Below are 15,791 nucleotides of genomic sequence, written 5' to 3' on the forward strand. Positions count from 1 at the left end.
TGTCCAGCCGGACAGGCGCGCGCGCAGCACGGCCTGGCGCATTATTGCGAACCCGTAACATTATGGCAAATAAGGCATTTACCCTAAGCTTGGCTGCCACTCCCAGCGCAGCGGGTCACCGTCCATGACATCGACGCCCCGTTCGATGAGCGCATCCCTGATCTGGTCGGAGAGGGCGAAATCCTTCTCCGCACGGGCTTTCTGGCGGCGGTCGAGTTCCGCCTCCACCTCATCGGGCGTGATCTGCGCGTCCTTGGGCATGATGCGAAGGTCCGCGCGGCTCAGCTGAAGAAGGCTGAGCCCCAACGCCTGATCGAACGCTGCGATCAGGCACAGCTTCTCATCGACCGGCACCTTCTTGATGGCAATCGCCTCTTCGAGCAGCGGCAACGCGCGCGGGGTCATCAGGTCGTCGCTGATCGCGGCGTCGAACTGTTCGAGCAGCGGCGCGAGCTTGGGGTGAAGGTTGGCGCGAAGGTAATCGAGCCGGGGTGACTGCCAGGTTACGCCTTCGGCCCGGCTTTTCAGCCCCTCCACGGCCATGATCAGGCGCTTGAGGCGAGTGAGGGCCGCGCCGACGCTCTCCGCGCTGAACTCCAATTCGCTGCGATAATGGGCACCCAGACACAGCAATCGGTATGCGAGCGGATGCACGCCCGCATCGATCAGCGAGAAAAGCGTCGTAAAGCCGCCCTTCGACTTGCTCATCTTGCCCTGGCGATCAACGAGGAAATTATTGTGCATCCACCAGCGCGCGCCGGTGAAGCCGGGCTGCGCATCGGTGCAGCCGCAATAAGCCTGATTCTGCGCGATCTCGTTGGGATGGTGGATTTCCCGATGGTCGATGCCGCCTGTGTGAATGTCGAACGGATGACCAAGGCGCGCTTCGCTCATCACCGAACATTCAAGGTGCCATCCCGGCGCGCCCTTCCCCCACGGGCTGTCCCACTCCATCTGGCGCTGTTCGCCCGGCGGGGATTTGCGCCAGATGGCGAAGTCGGACGGATTGCGCTTACCCGCGACCGGATCGATGCGGGCATGGGCGGCGTCATCCCGCCCGCCCGCCAGCGCGCCATAATCGGGCACGGTGCTGCTGTCGAAATAAAGGCCGCTTTCCAGCTCGTAGCAATGATCGGGCGCGATCTTCTTCGCAAACTCGATCATCTGCGGGACATAGTCGGTGGCGACGGTCCATTCGCTGGGCGGCATGATATTGAGATCGGCGATATTCTGCTTGAACGCGTCGGTGTAATGCGCCGCTATGTCCCAGATGCTTTTGGCCTGGGCGCGGGCGGCGGCCTCCATCTTGTCGTCTCCGGCGTCGGCATCGCTGGTCAGGTGCCCGACGTCGGTGATGTTGATGATGTGGGTGACGGTGAGGCCCTTCCACAGCAGGGTGCGGCGCAAGGTGTCAGTGAAGACATAGGCGCGCAGATTGCCGAGATGGGCATAGTTGTAGACAGTCGGGCCGCAGCTGTAGACGCGGGCATGGCCCGGGTCGATCGGGGCGAAGGGTTCGACGGTGCGGGTCAGGCTGTTGAACAGGCGCAACGGGGCGTCGGCATGCTGCTCGGCGGAGGTGAACTGGTCGCTCATGCGCAGAGCCATGGGGCGCTTCCCGGCAGGAATCAACTATCGCGTGATTTGTAAAAAATTGTTGCGGGCGGGCCGATCCCTTGTCTTTACGCGTTCGACCCCCAATATTGCTTGTGCGGGCCGGGCCCCTCTGGCGGTTGGCGTTGATCCAATCGTGATGTCGGACCGCATCGAGTGCGCTCGGTGCAGGTTCGTGGGCTTTTCCCCCCTCAAGCCCTACGAAGACCGCGCCGGGCCACTCGATCCATACAATGCTTGTTTTGAAGGATGGAGTTTTAACGCCGTGAACAATCCCGTTCGTACACCAAATTATGGGACGACGCAGGCGGCGCAACATGACGCCGGGCTGCGCAGTCACATGCTGGGCGTCTTCCGCAACATGGGTATCGGCCTGGTCATCACTGGCCTGGTCGCCGCCTTTATCGGCAATACGCCGGCGCTGGCCGCTGCGATCTTCAACACGCCGCTCAAATGGGTGGCGATCTTCGCGCCGCTGGCGTTCGTGTTCTTCTTCAGCTTCCGCATCGAAAAGATGACGACGGCTGGCGCCCGCATGGCGTTCTGGGCCTTTTCCGCGGTCATGGGCGTGTCGCTGGCCAGCATCTTCCTGGTCTTCACCGGGGCGAGCATCGCGCAGGCCTTCTTCTCGGCGGCGGTGATGTTCCTTGCGATGGCGCTGTGGGGCTATACCACCGGGCGTGACCTGTCGAAAATGGGTTCGTTCCTGATCATGGGCCTGATCGGCATCCTGGTCGCGAGCCTGATCAACATCTTTATCGGCTCGTCGGCCATGCAGATGGTGATTTCGATCATCGGCGTCGTGGTCTTCACCGGCCTGACCGCCTGGGACGTGCAGCGGATCAAGTCGGAATATTTCGCCTATGCCGGCCATGAGGTTGCGCAGAAGATGCAGGTGATGGGCGCGCTGTCGCTGTACCTGAACTTCGTCAACCTGTTCCAGATGCTGCTGAGCCTGACGGGCGAACGGGAATAATGATGCGTACGCCAGAAGCCGTGTCGGCCATGCTCTGCCCGGTCTGTCATGTGGGCCTTTCCATGACAGACCGGCAGGGGGTCGAGATCGATTATTGCCCGCAGTGCCGGGGAGTGTGGCTGGACCGGGGTGAACTCGACAAGATCATCGAGCGATCCGGCACGGCCGCCCCCACGCCGCAGCCTCAACAAGCGCACTACAGGCCGGACCGCGACTATCGCGATGATAGCCGCTATTATCAGAAGAAGCGCAAGAAGAGCTTTCTGGAAGAATTGTTCGATTAGGACGGCCATTGCGCCGTCCTTTTTTTTGAAGCGCTTGCCTCCGGCGACTGATCCTTTAGAGCTTCGGCTAAAGTTCCATTTCGCGGCCAGGATTTCATGTCGATCAGCAATGCCCCTCATCTGGAGGTCACTCCCGTCATCCTCGCCGGGGGATCGGGGACGCGGCTCTGGCCGCTGTCGCGCAAATCCTACCCCAAGCAGTTCGTGCCGTTGCTGGGTGAGACGACATTGTTCCAGTCGGTCGCACGGCGACTGTCCGGCCAGACCGAGCTGTTCTCCTTCGACCGGCCGCTGGTTCTTACCAACTCGCTGTTCCGCTTCATCATTGCCGAGCAGCTGGCGAAAGAGAATATCGACCCTCAGGCTATCCTGATCGAGCCGGAAGGACGCAATACCGCCCCGGCCATATTGGCGGCCGCGCTGCATCTGGTTGCGCGCAAGCCTGATGCGGTCATGCTGGTCGCGCCTTCGGACCATGTCGTGCCCGATGTGGCGGCGTTTCATGCGGCCGTGGGCAAGGGCGTGAACGCGGCGCAGGCGGGCGACCTCGTCACCTTCGGGATCAAGCCCACGCGGCCGGAGACGGGCTATGGCTATCTTCAGGCGCAGAGCAAGCCGGATGGATCGGGCGCGCCGATCAAGCTCGCCAGCTTCGTTGAAAAGCCCAATGCGGCGCGAGCGGAAGAGATGCTGGCGACCGGCGACTATCTGTGGAATGCGGGCATCTTCCTGTTCGCGGCCAGGGATCTGATCGCGGCGTTCGAGCAGCATGCGCCGGGCATCCTTGCTGCCGTGCGGGGAGCCGTTGAGCAGGCGGAAAGCGATCTGGGCTTCCTGCGGCTGGCGGCGGAGCCATGGGCGCAGGCGGAAAGCGTCGCCATCGACTATGCGATCATGGAGCGGGCGGACAATCTGTCCGCGGTGCCGTTCGACGCGGAATGGTCGGATCTGGGTGGTTGGGATGCGGTGTGGAGCCATTCGCAGCCGGATGAAAATGGCGTCGCTCTGTCGGGCGCGGCGACGGCGCTGGATTGCCGCGACACATTGCTGCGATCGGAGAGCGAGGGATTGGAGTTGGTCGGTCTTGGTCTTGATAATATCGTTGCGGTAGCGATGAACGATGCGGTGCTGATCGCGGACAAGTCGCGCACGCAGGATGTGAAGCTGGTCGTTGAAGCGTTGCAGCGCAAGGGCGCGCCGCAGGCGGAGGCTTTCCCGAAGGATCACCGGCCTTGGGGCTGGTATGAGAGCCTGGTCGTAGGGTCGCGCTTTCAGGTGAAGCGCATCACTGTGCTGCCCGGCGCGTCGCTTAGCCTGCAAAGCCATTTCCACCGCTCGGAACATTGGATCGTCGTCGAGGGGACGGCCAAGGTCACGGTGGGTGAGGAAGTGCAGCTGCTCTCGGAAAACCAGTCCGTCTATGTGCCGGTGGGCGCGGTGCACCGGATCGAGAATCCGGGGCGGATTCCGATGGTGTTTATCGAGGTGCAAACGGGCTCCTATGTGGGCGAGGATGACATCGTGCGATATGAGGACCGGTACGCGCGGAATTGATGCGGACCCAGACTGTCATCCCAGCGGAAGCTGGGATCGCATGAGGCTATGCCGTGCCCGATCGCTTGAGATCCCAGCTTTCGCTGGGATGACGGATGTCGGTCGAGGTGAAATCTTCAGTGTGCCGCTCCCCAGCTTGGGCCGTGACCGATTTCCACGCCTAACGGCACGCTGAGCTTTACGATTGGCTCAGCGGCTGTTTCCATGACTTGGCGGATGACGGTGCTTGCCTGTTCCACGTCCGCTTCGGGCAGTTCGAAGACCAGTTCGTCATGGACCTGGAGCAGCATCTTCACATTGTGCAGCCCTTGCGCCGCCAGCGCAGGTCCCATGCGGGCCATGGCGCGTTTGATGATGTCGGCGCTGGTGCCCTGGATCGGGGCATTGATGGCGGCGCGTTCGGCGCCCTGGCGTTCGTGCTGGACAGGTGCCTTGATCCGCGGGAACCAGGTTTTGCGGCCGAAGAGCGTTTCGGTGTAGCCCCGTGCGCGCGCCTTTTCGAGCGTTTCGGTGATGTAGAGGCTGATCCCGGGGAAGCGCTCATAATAGCGGCTGATCATGTCCTGCGCTTCGTCGGCGCTGATTTCGAGCCGCCCGGCGAGGCCCCAGCGGGAAATGCCGTAGAGGATGGCGAAGTTGATCGTCTTGGCCCGCCCGCGGGTGTCGCGGTTGACGTCGCCGAACAGCTGCTGGGCGGTGGCGGCGTGAATGTCTTCGCCCGCGAGGAAGGCTTCGCGCAGTGCTGGCACGTCGGCGATATGGGCGGCGAGGCGCAACTCGATCTGGCTGTAGTCCGCCGCCAGAATGACATTGCCCGGTTCGGCGACGAAGGCGTGACGGATCTGGCGGCCGACCTCGGTGCGGATGGGGATATTCTGGAGATTGGGATCGGTGGAGGACAGGCGGCCGGTCTGCGCACCCGACAGCGAATAGCTGGTGTGGACGCGGCTGGAATCCTTGTTGATCTGGGTCTGGAGCGCGTCGGTATAGGTGGACTTGAGCTTGGACAGCTGCCGCCAGTCCAGGACCTTGCCCGCTATCTCGGCGCCCTGGGCCTTTAGCTGCTCCAGGATGGTGACGTCGGTGGAGTAAGCGCCCGACTTGCCCTTCTTGCCGCCCTTGTAGCCCATCTTGTCGAACAAGATTGCGCCTAGCTGCTGGGTCGATCCGATCGCGAAGGGTTGCCCCGCGATGGCGTGTATCTCGCCCTCCAGCTTGGCGATTTCGGCGGTGAATTCGGCGGAGAGGCGGGAGAGGGCTTCGCGGTCGACCTTGATGCCTTCATGCTCCATCTTCGCGATGACCGAGACGAGCGGGCGGTCCACCAGTTCGTAGACGCGGGTCGCGCCTTCGTTGGCGATGCGGTTTTTGTAGATTTTCCAGAGGCGCAGCGTGACGTCCGCGTCCTCGGCGGCATATTCGGTCGCCTTGTCGAGCGGGACTTCGGCGAAGCTGATCTGGTTCCTGCCAGTGCCGCAGACATCCTTGAAGCTGATGCATGTGTGATCAAGGTGGACCTTGGCCGCTTCGTCCATGCCGTGGCCTGCCAGGCTCTGTCCGGCGTCGAGGTCGAAGCTCATGACGATGGTGTCGTCATAGGGCGCGATTTCGATGCCGTGGCGGCGCATCACGGTCAGGTCATATTTGAGGTTCTGACCGATCTTGAGGACGCTGTCGTCTTCGAGTAGCGGCTTGAGCTTTGCAAGGACGAGGTCCTTGGCAAGCTGTTCGGGCTTCTCCGCGAACATATCCTTTCCGCCATGACCGACAGGAATGTAGCAGGCCGCGTTTGGCCCCACGGCCAGGCTCACCCCGACGAGCGCGCAGGATACGCAGTCGAGCATGTCCGTTTCGGTATCGACGGCGACGAAACCCTCGGCATGGGCGGCGGCGATCCAGCGGTCGAGCGCGTCTTCCGTCACCACTGTTTCATAGAGGCTGCGGTCTATCGGCGGCTCTTCTTCGAGGACCGGGGCGGATGGGGGCGTGCTTTCCGTGACGGCGAGTGCGGCGGTCGCGACCGCAACGGCGGCGGCGGGCGCTCCGAGGCGGGTGAGCAGTGACTTGAAGCCGTGATGCTCCAGGAAGGTCTGGAGCGGTTCGGGCGGAATGCCCTTTAGCGTGAGCTCTTCCAGCGGTTCGGGCAGGTCCATGCCGTCGTGCAGCGCCACCAGCCTGCGCGACAGGCGTGCCATGTCGGCATGGGCGATGAGGTTTTCCTGCATCTTCGACTTCTTCATCGAAGGCGCGGCGTCGAGCGCGGCTTCCAGGCTGCCATATTCGCTGATCAGCTTGGCTGCGGTCTTGGGGCCAATGCCGGGGATGCCGGGGACGTTATCCACGCTGTCGCCCATCAGCGCGAGGACGTCGCCCAGTTGCTCCGGCTGGACGCCGAACTTCGTCATCACATAGTCCGCGCCGCGCCGCTCATTCTTCATCGTGTCGTACATGTCGACGCCGGGCTGGATGAGCTGCATGAGGTCCTTGTCGGAGCTGACGATGGTGACGTGCCAGCCAGCCGCAACGGCGGCCTTGGTATAGCTGGCGATAATGTCGTCAGCTTCGAACCCGGCTTCCTCAATGCAGGGGAGCGAGAAGGCGCGGGTCGCGTCGCGGATCATCGGGAATTGCGGGACGAGGTCTTCCGGCGCGGGCGGGCGGTTCGCCTTATACTGGTCGTACATGTCGTTGCGGAAGGTGTGAGACCCCTTGTCCAGCACGACCGCGAGATGGGTCGGACCTTCCGCCTTGCCCAATTCCTCGGCCAGCTTCCACAGCATCGTGGTGTAGCCATAGACCGCGCCGACCGGCTGGCCATGCTTGTTGGTGAGTGGCGGAAGCTGGTGGTAGGCGCGGAAGATGTAGCCGCTGCCGTCGACGAGGTAGAGATGATTCTGGGCCATGGGCGCAGGGGATAGCGGGTAATGCTGGGTGGCTCCAGTGGGGTTGGCTGAGATGGCGGTCCCCATGATTGGGCACGCTGTCCGAAGGGGCAGATGAAAATAGGAGCTGCTTTTGCGGACTGGCGAACGGAGTGGCGAGAAATGGCGGTTTTCCGCCGAAGTTCACACCATATGCGCGCGCGAGCCTGAGCGCGCGTGTGCGCGAGGGTGCATGTGCCGGACGTTTCAAAGATGGATCGAGGATAAGCGCGCCGATGCGGAATAGGACAGGGTGAGATCGCGCTGTGTTGGAGAAATAGGATGGTTTTTGTTGGGGATGTGGTGATTGGGTCACGGGTGATTTGGAGTGAGGTGTCCGTGGAAGGCTAGGAGGATCATCCTATATTCACGCGACGCATTGCGGGAACACGGTCGTCGTTGGATTGTAAAAGCCCGGGCCGCGCTAAGGCTCTCCTGCCACTCGCTGACCCCATGATGTGCTTTCGTTCGTTTAATTGAAGAACTTCTGCGCCTCGTCTGAGGCGATCGCCATGGCGTCAAGGCACTCTTTGGCAGCACGAATGGCGGAATATGGTTCGCCATGCATAGCGCAGATTGGAGGATCGTAGGTAATTCCACGATTTTCTACTTGGTTCAGCTTGAGGTGCGCTTCTGTGAAGCGGATCTTTAGTGGCCCCCCGTCCTGTGAGCCCGCTAATTGAGTGATGATGCCGTTTTCAATCACCAGTCGTTCAATGTGGATGGATCCGCCACCAACTCCAATCCCAATACTGCCCGGCTGTGCATCGGCAATGCGTTCCAGCCCATGCTCATCCGCATGGCGGGCTTGATGGAGATATTGGAACAAGGGATTTGACTTACGGCTCCCCTTAAGCAGGCCAAACCAAGCCGCAGAGGGACCACGCTCCAGCGCCTGCTGCATCCGGACAAACCATCTTTGATGCTCGACTAGAAACTCTGACCATCGGCTAGCTGCGATACTGAAATCCGAAGCCTCAGTAAGTGCGGTGGATTTCTCCTTGCAGGCGCTGCGATGTTCTTCAGCCCGCTTAAAATGCCGAATGTCCATTGCCTCCAAATGTCAGATGCGACGGGATCGGTAAAGAAGTCCGAGAATAGTCAGTCTTTAGAAGCCAAACTGCGTTCAGCCTGCCGGTACCCACATCGCCTCCCGCAAGGGAGAGGACGCGGTTCGGATGAACGGGGCGAGCTTCTGCGCCGGTCGATACTAAACAGGCGTTGCGCTGGCCCACCCCCGGCCCCTCCCGCTTGCGGGAGGGGAGGACGGGCGGCGGTTAAAGAACTTCGCTCACCCGCTCCGGCGGGCGTGCAATAACTGCGCCCTTGTCGGTGATGACGATGGCGCGTTCGATCAGGATCGGGTGTTGCGCCATGGCGTCGAGGACGGCCTTGTCACCGGTCACGTCGAGGCCGATTTCCTTCACCACGGCTTCGCCCTTGCGGACGGCTTCTGAAGGACGGACGCCTGCCTTGGCCAGCACCGTTTCGATCTCGGCGCGACTGGGTGGGGTTTTCAGGTATTCGACGACCTCGACCTCAACCCCCGGCGTACCCTCAAGAATGGCGAGCGCGGCCCGCGATTTGGAGCAGCGGGGGTTGTGCCAGATGGTGGCCTTCACTGGGCCTCGTCCTTTGCCAGCCACTCTTCCAGCCACTTGATGGTGTAATCGCCGTTGAGGAAGTCGGGGTCGGTCAGCAGCTTCTGGTGGAGCGGGATCGTGGTCTTCATGCCCTCGATCACATATTCCTCCAGCGCGCGCTTGAGGCGCATGATGCAGCCTTCGCGGGTGCGGCCGTAGACGATCAGCTTGCCGATCATGCTGTCGTAATAGGGCGGCACGCGGTAGCCTTGATACAGGCCGCTATCGACGCGGACGTGCATGCCGCCCGGCACATGATAGCTGGTGACGGTGCCCGGTGACGGCGCGAAGGTGCGCGGGTCTTCGGCATTGATGCGGCATTCGATGGCGTGGCCGTGGAATTCAATGTCCGCTTGCTCGACGGAGAGCGGCTTGCCTTCGGCGACGCGGATCTGTTCGCGGACGAGGTCGAGGCCGGTGATCATCTCCGTCACCGGATGCTCCACCTGAAGCCGGGTGTTCATCTCGATGAAGTAGAATTCGCCGTCTTCCCACAGGAATTCGATCGTGCCCGCGCCGCGATAGCCCATGTCGGCCATTGCCTTGCGCACGACCTCGCCCATCCGGTCGCGTTCTGCGGCGGAGAGGACGGGGGAGGGGGCTTCTTCCAGCACCTTCTGGTGGCGGCGCTGGAGCGAGCAGTCGCGCTCGCCTAGATGGATCGCGTTGCCATTGCCGTCGCCGAACACCTGAAATTCGATATGCCGGGGGTTACCCAGATATTTTTCCATATAGACGGTGTCGTCGCCGAAGGCCGCTTTGGCTTCGCTGCCCGCTTGCTTCATCGAGGTTTCGAGCAGGTCTTCGGACGGCACCACCTTCATGCCACGTCCGCCGCCGCCTGATGCCGCCTTGATGAGGACCGGATAGCCGATCTTCGCCGCCACTTCCTTGGCTTCCTCGACGCTGGAAAGCGCGCCGTCGGAACCGGGGACGAGCGGCAGACCGAGCGCGCCTGCGGTGCGCTTCGCTTCTACCTTGTCGCCCATGATGCGGATATGTTCGGGCTTGGGGCCGACGAAGGCCAATCCATGCGCTTCCACAATCTCCGCGAACTGGGCGTTTTCCGACAGGAAGCCATAGCCGGGATGGATGGCATCAGCGCCGGAGATTTCGGCGGCGGAGATGATCGCGGCGACGTTCAGATAGCTGTCCTTGGCCGCGGGCGGCCCGATGCAGATCGCTTCGTCGGCAAGGCGCACATGCATGGCATCGGCGTCGGCGGTGGAGTGGACCGCCACCGTCTTGATGCCCATTTCATGGCAGGCGCGGTGGATGCGGAGCGCGATTTCGCCCCGGTTCGCGATCAGCAGCTTTTCGATGGCCATGGGCGCGCCTTATTCGATGACGATCAGCGGCTGGTCATATTCGACCGGCTGTCCATTATCGACCAGCACGGCCTTGACCGTGCCCGCGTTGGGCGCGGTGATGGCGTTCATGACCTTCATCGCTTCCACGATCAGCACGGTGTCGCCAGCCTTCACGGTCGAGCCGACCGGGGCGAAAGCGGGCGCGCCGGGTTCGGCGGCGAGATAGGCGGTGCCAACGATCGGCGATCGAACGGCGTTGGCGGCGGCTGCGGGCGCGGAGGCTTCGGCAGGGGCTGCTGCGGGCGCGGCCACCGGCGCGGCAGCGACCGGGGCTGCCACAGGAGCGGGCGCATAGGCGACGGCGGCGGCGTTGGCGGCCTTGCGAGCGACGCGGATCTTGCGATCGCCGTCCTCAACCTCGATTTCCGTCAGGTTGGTGTCGTCGAGCAGGGCGGCGAGATCCCGCACCAACTGCACGTCGACCTGCATTGCGCCCTTTTCAGCCTTATCGTTCATTTGAAGTCCCTGGACCGTAAAATCTCTTATGCGATGCCCGCGCCTATGCGCATTTGGGGCAAAGCGCAACTTTTGAGCGCCAAAACAGATGGCGGCTTAAAGTTCCAGCGCGGCTTCCAGCGCCAGCATGTACGACATGGCGCCAAAGCCCGCGATCGTGCCCTTCGCCGCCATGCCCACATAGCTTTTGTGGCGGAAGGACTCGCGCGTGTGCGGGTTGGACAGGTGCACCTCTATGACGGGCACGCTGATGCCCTTGATCGCGTCGTGCAGCGCGATGGAGGTGTGGGTGAGGCCGCCAGGATTGAGGATGACGGCGTGCGCGCCTTCTTCATGCGCTTCCTGAAGCCAGTCGATCAGATGGCCTTCATGATTGGATTGGCGGAAATCGATTTCGACATGGGCGCGGGTGGCGGCATCTTCCATCCGCTCGGCAATGTCATCCAACGTGTCATAGCCGTAGATTTCCGGCTCCCGCGTGCCCAGCATGTTAAGGTTGGGGCCGTTCAACACAAAGATTTTCCGCGCGTCGGCCATGGCATTCCCCCTTAGCATGTTGCGGCAGGGACGTCGTGGCCCCTATATGCTGCCCAAGATCCTTAGCCTTTCGTGTCCCGCCAAGTCGAGACACGTTCTTTCGTGAGAGACAGGACAGAGCATTGCACGTTGACGGAACAGTATCGATCTCCATCAATGGCGAGCATCGCCGCGTGCGCGCGGGCATGACGCTGGCGGAACTGGCGAGCGAACTCGGCTTCGTGCCGGAGAAGGTCGCGGTGGAGCGCAACCTGGAGGTCGTGCCGCGATCGACCCTGGCGCAGGTGTGCGTCGAGGATGGCGACGATCTGGAGATCGTGCATTTTGTTGGCGGCGGCGATGTGTCGGCGGTGGACGAGGACAGCTGGACGGTCGCGGGCAAGACTTTCCGGTCGCGGCTGATCGTCGGCACGGGCAAGTACAAGAATTTTGAGCAGAATGCGGCGGCGGTTGCGGCGTCTGGGGCGGAGATCGTCACCGTGGCGGTGCGGCGCGTCAATGTGTCGGACCCCAAGGCGCCGATGCTGACCGACTTCATTGATCCGAAGAAGATCACGTATTTGCCCAACACGGCGGGCTGCTTTACCGGCGAAGAGGCGATCCGCACGCTGCGGCTGGCGCGGGAGGCGGGCGGCTGGGACCTCGTCAAGCTGGAGGTGCTGGGGGAGGCGCGGACGCTGTATCCCGACATGGTGGAGACTTTGCGCGCGACCGAGGTGCTGGCCAAGGAAGGCTTCAAGCCGATGGTTTATTGCGTTGACGATCCGATCGCGGCCAAGCGGCTGGAGGATGCGGGTGCGGTGGCGATCATGCCGTTGGGCGCGCCGATCGGGTCGGGGCTGGGTATCCAGAACCGGGTCACGATCCGGCTGATCGTGGAGGGCACGAAGCTACCGGTGCTGGTGGATGCGGGTGTCGGCACGGCGTCGGAAGCGGCAGAGGCGATGGAGTTGGGTTGCACTGGGGTGCTGATGAACACGGCTATCGCGGAGGCGAAAGACCCGGTGCTGATGGCGGCGGCTATGAAGGCCGGGGTGGAAGCCGGGCGCATGGCCTATCGCGCCGGGCGGATGGGGAAGCGTATGTATGCCGATCCGTCCAGTCCGCTTGCCGGATTGATTTGAGAGCTTTGTGTTCCTGCCTTCGCAGGAACACTGGAGCGCTACTTTCGCCATTGCAGCAAATTGACCGGCTGCCCGCTTCCTCCTATGGGCGAAACGCATTCAGGAGGAGGAAAAGCGATGGTCAAGAAGCTATACCCCGATGCTGCGTCTGCGTTGGAGGGCCTTCTCTTCGATGGCATGCATCTTTGTGCAGGCGGGTTTGGACTTTGCGGAATTCCCGAGCGTCTGATCGACGCGATCCGTGATTCGGGGGTCAAGGACCTCACCATCGCCTCCAACAACGCCGGAATTGATGGCGAGGGGCTCGGCAAGCTGCTGCGCACCCGGCAGGTCAAGAAGATGATCTCGTCCTATGTCGGCGAGAACAAAGAGTTTGAGCGGCAATATCTGGCGGGCGAGCTGGAGGTGGAGTTCTGCCCCCAGGGCACGCTGGCGGAGCGATGCCGCGCGGGCGGCGCTGGCATTCCGGGCTTCTATACCAAGACAGGCGTCGGCACGGCGGTTGCCGAAGGCAAGGAAGTCAAGAATTTCGACGGACAGGACTATATACTGGAACGCGGGATCTTTGCCGACGTCGCCATCATCAAGGGCTGGAAGGCCGACGAGAGCGGCAATCTCATCTTCCGCAAGACAGCTCGCAATTTCAACGCGCCGATGGCGACCGCAGCGAAGATCTGCGTCGCGGAGGTCGAGGAAGTGGTGCCGGTCGGCAGCCTTGATCCCGACGCGATTCACCTGCCCGGCATCTATGTGAAGCGCATGATCATCGGCGCGCCATACGACAAGAAGATCGAATTCCGCACCGTTCGCCAGAGGGAGACCGCGTAATGCCTTGGACTCGTGACGAGATGGCTGCGCGGGCGGCCAAGGAACTGAAGGACGGCTTTTACGTCAATCTTGGCATCGGCATTCCGACGCTGGTGGCAAACCATATTCCCGCTGGCGTGGAAGTGACGCTGCAGTCGGAAAACGGCATGTTGGGCATCGGGCCTTTTCCTTATGAGGGCGAGGAAGATGCGGACCTGATCAATGCGGGCAAGCAGACGATCAGCGAACTGCCGAACAGTGCCTATTTCTCCAGCGCCGACAGCTTCGCCATGATCCGGGGCGGACATATCGATCTGACCGTGCTGGGCGCGATGGAAGTCGCGGAAAATGGCGATATCGCCAACTGGATGATCCCCGGCAAGATGATCAAGGGCATGGGCGGCGCGATGGATCTGGTCGCGGGCGTCAAGAAGATCATCGTCGTCATGGAACATACGTCGAAGGACGGCAGCCCCAAGTTCATCCCGGCCTGTACCCTGCCGCTGACCGGCAAGAATGTTGTCGATATGATTGTCACCGACCTTTGCGTGTTCATGCGCGCAGACCATGACAGCCCGTTCAAGCTCATTGAGCTCGCGCCGGGCGTGACGGCGGAGGAAGTCGCCGCTAAGACCACGGCTCATTATCTGAGCTGAGGACTGTGGCATGAGCCTTGAGGGCACTTATGACGAAGGCAATGTCTTTGCACTGATCCTTCAGGGCAAGCTCCCTTCGACCAAGCTGTATGAGGATGCGCACACCTATGCCTTCCTCGACATCCAGCCGCAGTCGAAGGGGCACAGCCTGGTCATTTCCAAATGGTCGAAGGCGCGCAATATCCTTGAGATCGAGGAGGATGCACTGGCGCAGGTGATGGCGACGGTGAGGAAAGTCGCCAAGGCGACCGCCAAGGCGCTCGATCCCGACGGCATCCATGTCGCCCAGTTCAACGGCGCGCCTGCCGGGCAGACCGTGTTTCACCTGCATTTCCATATCGTGCCGCGCTGGCAGGGCGGGCCTATGGGCTTTTCCGCCCATGCGCAGGGCAATTTCGCTGATCCCGCTGCCCTCGAAGCGCTGGCGGAAGAGATACGTGCGCAGTTCTGAGCCGCGCGCGAATTTCATGACCAAGCCTATGGAGAAGCGCTGACATGGCGCTGAAACCGTTCAAGGCGCCCGGCGCGCGGCTGGCATTGCGGTCGAAACCAGCAAGAAGCTATGTTGCGGCGGATGGCAAGGCGGAGATCATCCTCGATATATCACGGTTGCTATCGCGCAGCTTCCATGCGGCGCCGACAGGCATCGACCGGGTCGAATATGTCTATGCGCGCGAACTGCTGGAGCGGATTCCCGAGCGGTTGGCCTTTGCCGCCGTGCATCCGGCGGGCGGCTATTATGGTCGGCTGAACAGCGCGGCGGTGCGGCAGTTTCTGGCGTTCACGGCGGCGCGCTGGCGCAACAGCAGCGCCAAGGATGAGGCGGCGGGACGGGCGGCGGTGATCCGTCACCTGATCGCGCTGCGTCCGCGTCCTGTGCCCCGCGCCCGCAGTCCGCGCGTCTATTTGCAAGTGTCGCCCCATCATCTGGACGACCCGGATCAGGTAGGCGCGATCCTGCGGGCGGAAGGCGCGCGTTTCGTGACGCTGGTGCACGATGTCATCCCGCTCACTCATCCGGAGTTCGCGCGGCCGCAGGGGGCGGAGGAACATCGGCGGCGGATACGTACGATCGACCGCTATGCCGATGGCATCATCGGCAACAGCCAGGCGACGATCGATGCGCTTGGCCCCTTCATGACGCGGAGCCTGGAAGGGCGCAGCCTGTGCGTCGCCCATTTCGGCTCTGACCCGCCCGACATATTCGGCGGCGAAAGCCATAAGGTGCCGTCGCGGCCTTATTTCGTTTACATCTCGACCATCGAGCCGCGAAAGAATCACCTGTTGCTGCTCAATCTGTGGCGGCGTCTGGTGGAGCGGTTGGGCGATGGGGCTCCGGTCCTTGTGCTGATCGGTCGCCGGGGATGGGAAAATGAGAATGTCGTCGACATGCTGGAGCGGGCGGAAATCCTGCGCGGCCATGTCATCGAAGCGGGAAGCGTGCCAGACACGGAAATGCACGCGCTGGTCGCGGGCGCGCGGGCGATGCTGATGCCTTCGTTCGAGGAAGGCTTCGGCATTCCGGTGATCGAGGCGCTGTCGGTGGGCGTGCCGGTGATTTGCAGCGACATCGTCGCGCATCGGGAAGTCGGGGGAGAGGCGCCGGATTATCTCGACCCGCTGGACGGGCTGGGCTGGATGCGTTTGATCGAGGCCTATGCTCTGCCGGATTCGCCCGAACGTGCAGCGCAATTGGCGCGGATCAAGGCGTGGCGCGCGCCCCAATGGCGGGACTATTTCGACATCATCATGCAATTGCTGGACGATGTGACGGCTACGACGCCCGCTTGACGTCCCTGCCGGGGGTGCGCATGAAACCCATTGTGGACAATTGCTTTTCTGCCGGGTG

At 62.3% G+C, this 15,791-nt stretch carries 15 protein-coding genes; 8 read left to right on the forward strand and 7 right to left on the reverse strand.

Annotated features, from left to right (window positions below; all coding sequences use genetic code 11):
• Nucleotides 1–78 precede the first annotated feature (78 nt).
• Nucleotides 79–1,596, reverse strand: a complete 1,518-nt coding sequence (gene cysS, locus IZV00_RS00805) for a cysteine--tRNA ligase (RefSeq protein ID WP_196226440.1) — start codon at nt 1,594–1,596, stop codon at nt 79–81.
• Nucleotides 1,597–1,879: 283 nt separating this feature from the next.
• Between cysS and IZV00_RS00810 the strand changes: the two genes are divergently transcribed.
• The 3 genes from IZV00_RS00810 (at nt 1,880) to IZV00_RS00820 (ending at nt 4,428) form a co-directional block, all read left to right on the forward strand.
• Nucleotides 1,880–2,590: a Bax inhibitor-1/YccA family protein gene (locus tag IZV00_RS00810; RefSeq protein WP_196225352.1), complete on the forward strand. Its 711-nt coding sequence runs from the start codon at nt 1,880–1,882 to the stop codon at nt 2,588–2,590.
• Between the two features lie 2 nt (nt 2,591–2,592).
• Nucleotides 2,593–2,874 (forward strand): TFIIB-type zinc ribbon-containing protein, encoded by a 282-nt coding sequence (locus IZV00_RS00815; RefSeq protein WP_196226441.1) that lies wholly within the window; start codon nt 2,593–2,595, stop codon nt 2,872–2,874.
• A gap of 96 nt (nt 2,875–2,970) precedes the next feature.
• Complete coding sequence (locus IZV00_RS00820) at nt 2,971–4,428, forward strand: mannose-1-phosphate guanylyltransferase/mannose-6-phosphate isomerase (protein ID WP_196225353.1); 1,458 nt, start codon at nt 2,971–2,973, stop codon at nt 4,426–4,428.
• 116 nt (nt 4,429–4,544) lie between these two features.
• Here the strand turns inward: IZV00_RS00820 and polA are convergent, their stop codons facing one another.
• From polA to aroQ, 6 genes are all read right to left on the reverse strand, one after another.
• On the reverse strand, nt 4,545–7,331 hold the full coding sequence (polA, locus tag IZV00_RS00825; RefSeq protein WP_196225354.1) for a DNA polymerase I: 2,787 nt from the start codon (nt 7,329–7,331) through the stop codon (nt 4,545–4,547).
• A 490-nt stretch (nt 7,332–7,821) separates the two neighbouring features.
• The gene (locus tag IZV00_RS00830) at nt 7,822–8,400 is read right to left on the reverse strand and encodes a hypothetical protein (protein ID WP_196225355.1); all 579 of its coding nucleotides are present in this window, start codon (nt 8,398–8,400) and stop codon (nt 7,822–7,824) included.
• A gap of 226 nt (nt 8,401–8,626) precedes the next feature.
• Complete coding sequence (gene arsC / locus IZV00_RS00835; RefSeq protein ID WP_196225356.1) at nt 8,627–8,971, reverse strand: arsenate reductase (glutaredoxin); 345 nt, start codon at nt 8,969–8,971, stop codon at nt 8,627–8,629.
• Nucleotides 8,968–10,320, reverse strand: coding sequence for an acetyl-CoA carboxylase biotin carboxylase subunit (gene accC, locus IZV00_RS00840; RefSeq protein WP_196225357.1), 1,353 nt, complete (start codon nt 10,318–10,320; stop codon nt 8,968–8,970). Before accC ends, arsC begins: the two co-directional genes overlap by 4 nt.
• Before the next feature lie 9 nt (nt 10,321–10,329).
• Entirely contained in the window at nt 10,330–10,818 is a 489-nt protein-coding gene (gene accB, locus IZV00_RS00845) for an acetyl-CoA carboxylase biotin carboxyl carrier protein (RefSeq protein WP_196225358.1), read from the reverse strand.
• Between the two features lie 96 nt (nt 10,819–10,914).
• On the reverse strand, nt 10,915–11,355 hold the full coding sequence (aroQ, locus tag IZV00_RS00850) for a type II 3-dehydroquinate dehydratase (RefSeq protein ID WP_196225359.1): 441 nt from the start codon (nt 11,353–11,355) through the stop codon (nt 10,915–10,917).
• Between the two features lie 122 nt (nt 11,356–11,477).
• Between aroQ and thiS the strand changes: the two genes are divergently transcribed.
• The 5 genes from thiS (at nt 11,478) to IZV00_RS00875 (ending at nt 15,733) form a co-directional block, all read left to right on the forward strand.
• Nucleotides 11,478–12,479: a sulfur carrier protein ThiS gene (thiS, locus tag IZV00_RS00855; RefSeq protein ID WP_196225360.1), complete on the forward strand. Its 1,002-nt coding sequence runs from the start codon at nt 11,478–11,480 to the stop codon at nt 12,477–12,479.
• A gap of 117 nt (nt 12,480–12,596) precedes the next feature.
• The gene (locus IZV00_RS00860; RefSeq protein WP_196225361.1) at nt 12,597–13,307 is read left to right on the forward strand and encodes a CoA transferase subunit A; all 711 of its coding nucleotides are present in this window, start codon (nt 12,597–12,599) and stop codon (nt 13,305–13,307) included.
• A complete protein-coding gene (locus tag IZV00_RS00865) occupies nt 13,307–13,942 on the forward strand; it encodes a CoA transferase subunit B (RefSeq protein ID WP_196225362.1) in 636 nt (211 codons plus the stop codon). The genes IZV00_RS00860 and IZV00_RS00865 overlap by 1 nt, the downstream gene beginning before the upstream one ends.
• A gap of 10 nt (nt 13,943–13,952) precedes the next feature.
• Complete coding sequence (locus tag IZV00_RS00870) at nt 13,953–14,393, forward strand: HIT family protein (protein ID WP_196225363.1); 441 nt, start codon at nt 13,953–13,955, stop codon at nt 14,391–14,393.
• 44 nt (nt 14,394–14,437) lie between these two features.
• Complete coding sequence (locus tag IZV00_RS00875; protein WP_196225364.1) at nt 14,438–15,733, forward strand: glycosyltransferase family 4 protein; 1,296 nt, start codon at nt 14,438–14,440, stop codon at nt 15,731–15,733.
• Nucleotides 15,734–15,791 lie beyond the last annotated feature (58 nt).

Source organism: Sphingobium sp. Cam5-1 (genome assembly GCF_015693305.1).
GTDB lineage: Bacteria > Pseudomonadota > Alphaproteobacteria > Sphingomonadales > Sphingomonadaceae > Sphingobium.

What these genes read in the sequence shown, in the direction of transcription:
- IZV00_RS00865 (WP_196225362.1), top strand. Translation starts at nt 13,307, where the DNA reads ATGCCTTGGACTCGTGACGAGATGGCTGCGCGGGCGGCCAAGGAACTG.
- IZV00_RS00815 (WP_196226441.1), top strand. Translation starts at nt 2,593, where the DNA reads ATGCGTACGCCAGAAGCCGTGTCGGCCATGCTCTGCCCGGTCTGTCAT.
- IZV00_RS00875 (WP_196225364.1), top strand. Translation starts at nt 14,438, where the DNA reads ATGGCGCTGAAACCGTTCAAGGCGCCCGGCGCGCGGCTGGCATTGCGG.
- polA (WP_196225354.1), bottom strand. Translation starts at nt 7,331, where the DNA reads ATGGCCCAGAATCATCTCTACCTCGTCGACGGCAGCGGCTACATCTTC.
- aroQ (WP_196225359.1), bottom strand. Translation starts at nt 11,355, where the DNA reads ATGGCCGACGCGCGGAAAATCTTTGTGTTGAACGGCCCCAACCTTAAC.
- IZV00_RS00830 (WP_196225355.1), bottom strand. Translation starts at nt 8,400, where the DNA reads ATGGACATTCGGCATTTTAAGCGGGCTGAAGAACATCGCAGCGCCTGC.
- IZV00_RS00860 (WP_196225361.1), top strand. Translation starts at nt 12,597, where the DNA reads ATGGTCAAGAAGCTATACCCCGATGCTGCGTCTGCGTTGGAGGGCCTT.
- cysS (WP_196226440.1), bottom strand. Translation starts at nt 1,596, where the DNA reads ATGAGCGACCAGTTCACCTCCGCCGAGCAGCATGCCGACGCCCCGTTG.
- accB (WP_196225358.1), bottom strand. Translation starts at nt 10,818, where the DNA reads ATGAACGATAAGGCTGAAAAGGGCGCAATGCAGGTCGACGTGCAGTTG.
- IZV00_RS00820 (WP_196225353.1), top strand. Translation starts at nt 2,971, where the DNA reads ATGTCGATCAGCAATGCCCCTCATCTGGAGGTCACTCCCGTCATCCTC.
- IZV00_RS00870 (WP_196225363.1), top strand. Translation starts at nt 13,953, where the DNA reads ATGAGCCTTGAGGGCACTTATGACGAAGGCAATGTCTTTGCACTGATC.
- accC (WP_196225357.1), bottom strand. Translation starts at nt 10,320, where the DNA reads ATGGCCATCGAAAAGCTGCTGATCGCGAACCGGGGCGAAATCGCGCTC.